This is a genomic window from Paenibacillus sp. 598K, assembly GCF_003851045.1.
Taxonomy (GTDB): Bacteria; Bacillota; Bacilli; order Paenibacillales; family Paenibacillaceae; genus Paenibacillus_D.
On sequence record NZ_BFBX01000103.1, the window covers coordinates 695 to 4,977 of the forward strand.

Here is a 4,283-nt window from a genome sequence, read left to right on the forward strand (position 1 = left end):
CCTGCCGCTGACGCGCGGCCTGCGTCTGCTGGCCTCGACGGACGAGGAGGCGCTCCGGCCGGCTGCGGCGGTGCGGCAGCTGCTGGAGCATCTGCGGCATCCGGAGCATCTGGAGGCTGCCGTGCCCGAGTCGCTGGCGCCGGTGCTGCGGGACTACCAGGTCGAGGGCTATCGGTGGTTCAAGACGCTGGCGCGGTATGGACTGGGAGGTATCCTCGCCGACGATATGGGGCTCGGCAAGACGCTGCAGAGCATCGCCTATCTCGTCTCGGTGCTGCCGGAGATCCGCGAGAGCGGGCGACCGGCGCTTATCGTCGCGCCGGCCTCGCTCCTGTACAACTGGCTGAGCGAGCTGCGCAGGTTCGCGCCCGGTCTGCGGGCCGCCGTCGTCGACGGCAGCCGCACCGAGCGTCACGCCACGCTGGATGCCTCCGACCACGATGCGCTCATCGTCTCGTATCCGCTGCTGCGCCGGGACATCGGTCGTTATGCGGAGCTGGCCTTCCACACGCTCATCCTCGACGAGGCGCAGATGATCAAAAACGACAGCACGCAGTCCGCCCGCGCGGTCAAGACGCTGGCAGCGACGCATCGGTTCGCGCTCACCGGCACGCCGATCGAGAATCGTCTGACCGAGCTGTGGTCGATCATGGATGCGGTGCTGCCCGGCTTTTTCCCGGACCGTCAGGCGTTTGGCGAGCTGGAGCCTGCGACGGTCGCCCGGCTGGCGCGACCGTTCCTGCTGCGGCGGATGAAGCGGGAGGTGCTGGCCGAGCTGCCGGAGAAGATCGAGTCCGTGCTCGTCTCCGAGCTGCTGCCGGAGCAGCGCAAGCAATATGCCGCGCTGCTGGCTCAGCTGAGGTATGAGACGCTCAAGCATCTGGACGAGGAGGACTTCGCCAAGAGCCGCATCCGCATCCTTGCCGGTCTGACCCGGCTCCGCCAGCTCTGCTGCCACCCGGCGCTGTTCCTCGATGGCTACACCGGCGGCTCCGCCAAGTTCGAGCAGCTGCTCGAGGTGATCGACGAATGCGGCCGTGCCGGCAGGCGGCTGCTCGTCTTCTCCCAATTCACGGAGATGCTCGGGCTGATCGGCCGCGAGCTCGGCTACCGGGGCATCCCGTACTTCTATCTCGATGGGGCGACGCCGCCGATCGAGCGGGTCGAGCTATGCGAGCGGTACAATGCCGGGGAGCGGGATCTGTTCCTCATCTCGCTAAAGGCAGGCGGCACCGGGCTGAATCTGACAGGAGCGGACACCGTCGTGTTGTATGACCTGTGGTGGAACCCGGCGGTCGAGCGGCAAGCCGAGGACCGCGCCCACCGGATGGGGCAGAAGCGTGTCGTCCAGGTGATCCGTCTCATCACGCACGGCACGATCGAGGAGAAGATGTATGAGCTGCAGCAGAAGAAGCAAGCGCTCTTCGACGAGATGACGACGCCGGAGACGGGCGGCGGAGCGGGACTGACGGAGCAGGATATCCTCCAATTGCTCGATGTTTCCCGTGCGGCAACCTGACTGGAAATTGTTCGCAAGGAATACTTTACAAAGCGGCGGAAAAGCGGTAAGATGAAGAAGTGAGCGCGATATTAGACCGAATTTAATACTGGATTTTCCCGGAGGAGCCTGCCAAAAGCGGGCTTTTTTTGTGTTTTTTGGCGGTTTTTTCCTGATTCTGGCGGAAACACTTGAGAGAAAGTGGGAACCCCCGTTAAAGGAGAAGACATCAATATCATGAATGATTAAGGGGGTTAATCTGTGCTGCATGGAGCAATATTGTCGCCGTTTCTACTCGCTTTGCTGCTGCCGCTGCTGTTCAGGTGGACCCGCGGCAGACAGGTCGGCTGGGCGGTGCTTCTGGCGCCTGTTGCGCTGTTTGTTTACTTTGCCAGCTTCCTGCCGCAGATTGGCCGGGGAGAGACGATCCTGCGCACCTTGCCTTGGGTGCCGTCGCTGGGCATCTCCTTTGATGCTTATGTGGATGGACTCGGGCTGCTGTTCGCGCTTCTCATTACAGGCGTGGGCGCGCTTGTCGTGCTGTATGCGATTTTTTATTTGGATCGGCGCAAGGAGCAGCTGCATCATTTTTACTTCTACCTTCTGTTGTTCATGGGCGCGATGCTGGGGATCGTGCTGTCGGACAACCTGATCCTTCTCTATGTATTCTGGGAGCTGACCTCGCTCAGCTCTTCCTTGCTCGTCGCGTTCTGGTATGATCGGGACCGATCCGTCTATGGCGCTCGCAAGTCGATGCTCATCACCGTATTTGGCGGCTTTGCGATGCTGGCGGGTTTTATCCTGCTCTACCTCGAGGGCGGGACGTTCAGCATCCAGGGCTTGATCGCGCAGGCGGACAGCCTGTTCGGGAGTCCGCTGTTCTACGCAGCGATGGCGCTGGTGCTGCTGGGCGCCTTCACCAAGTCGGCGCAGTTCCCGTTCCATATCTGGCTGCCCGATGCGATGGAGGCGCCGACGCCGGTCAGCGCCTACCTGCACTCGGCGACGATGGTTAAGGCCGGCGTCTACCTGGTCGCCCGAATGATGCCGATCTTCGGCGGCTCGGAGGTCTGGCTCTGGGCGCTCCTGCTGACGGGACTCGTCACGATGTGCTGGGGCTCGGTGTCGGCGATCCGTCAGCATGACCTGAAGGGTATCCTCGCCTTCTCGACGATCAGTCAGCTCGGCTTGCTCATGCTGCTGCTCGGCATCGGCTCGGCGGCGATGCTCGCTGGCGGCACGGCGATGGAGCGAGTGTACGCGGCGGCCGTGACGACTGCGCTCGTGCACCTCGTCAATCATGCGACATTCAAGGGCAGTCTGTTCATGATCGTCGGCATCATCGACCATGAGACGGGGACCCGGGACATTAGGCGGCTGGGCGGCTTGATGACCGTGATGCCGATTGCGTTTACCGTGGCCTTGTTCGGACTGTCGGCGATGGCGGGGCTGCCGCCATTCAATGGCTTCATCAGCAAGGAGATGTTCTTCACGGCGTTGATCTCGCTGCAGGAGCTGCCCGGAGGTGCGGCATGGCTATGGGTCGCCGTCATCGGCTGGCTCGCCAGCATCTTTACATTCGGCTACTGCGCGCTCATGCTCGGTCGTACGTTCACCGGCAAGTTCAAGCCGCACAACTTCGACCAGGAGGTGCATGAGGCGCCGATCGGCCTGCTTATCTCGCCGATCGTGCTCGGCTCGCTGGTGCTGCTGCTCGGCCTCTTCCCTAATCTGCTGGTGCCGGGGCTGATCGAGCCGGCAGTTGCCTCGATCCTGCCGACGCTTGACCCGACACTCTATTCCTTCCGGCTGTCTATGTGGCATGGTCCAAGTCTGGAGCTGGGGATGTCGCTCGGCGTCGTTATCCTGGGACTGTTGCTGTACCGCAGCATGCCCCGGATGGCGGGCTGGGGCTGGTTCGGCCGCGAGCGCGACCCGCTGAATCGGCTGTACGATGGCGGTCTGGACGCGCTCGCTGTCGGCTCGGAGCGGATCACGGGCATTCAGATGACCGGAAGGCTGCGGGACTATCTGGTCTACATGCTGCTGTTCATCATCGGTCTGGTGACGTATGTTTTCTACCGCTCGGGCAGCTTCACGCTGCCGACGGCCATTACCGGAGAGGCTCCGGTGTACGTTTATGGCGTCTCGCTGCTCCTGATCGCTGCGACTTTCGCGCTGCTGCAGATCAAGGAGCGCATCGCGTTTATTGTCGCGCTTGGCGTCATCGGTCTCATGGTATCGCTGCTGTTCACGATCTTCAGCGCTCAGGACCTGGCGCTTACGCAGCTGCTGGTGGAGACGGTGACGGTCATCCTGCTGCTGCTGGCGTTCCGGCGGCTGCCGGAGATGACGAGCGAGCGCATCCCGCCTTTCAGTCGGATGGTCAAGCTGATCGTCTCGACTGTTGTCGGCGTCGGCGTATTCCTGCTCGGCGTCAGCGCCTACAGCTACCGCACGGAGACCGGACTGCCATCGATATCGGACTTTTTCAAGGCCAATACGTACGAGCTGGGCGGCGGGCAAAATATGGTCAACGTCATCCTCGTCGACTTCCGTGCGCTCGATACGCTGCTGGAGGTGCTGGTGCTCGGCATTGTTGGGCTCGGCATCATGATGCTGGTGAAGCACCGGTTCAAGGGAGGGGAGGACGTATGAGGTATAGTCGCGAGCACGACATTTTGCAGCGCGTCTGCATGACAGCGGTCATCTGCCTGCTGCTGGCGTTCTCCTGGTATCTGTTCCTGGCCGGTCACAACCGGCCGGGCGGCGGCTTCATCGGCGG

Annotated in this window: 3 protein-coding genes; all 3 read left to right on the top strand. The window is 62.3% G+C overall.

What is annotated here, in order from left to right; all coding sequences use genetic code 11:
- The coding region (locus PA598K_RS26255) for a DEAD/DEAH box helicase (protein WP_260405625.1) at positions 1-1,519 on the top strand (1,519 nt) is incomplete at its 5' end.
- Positions 1,520-1,759: 240 nt separating this feature from the next.
- On the top strand, positions 1,760-4,156 hold the full coding sequence (locus tag PA598K_RS26260) for a Na+/H+ antiporter subunit A (RefSeq protein WP_128659792.1): 2,397 nt from the start codon (positions 1,760-1,762) through the stop codon (positions 4,154-4,156).
- 38 nt (positions 4,157-4,194) lie between these two features.
- Positions 4,195-4,283: MnhB domain-containing protein (locus tag PA598K_RS39070; protein WP_376739079.1), on the top strand; the 89-nt coding region annotated here is incomplete at its 3' end.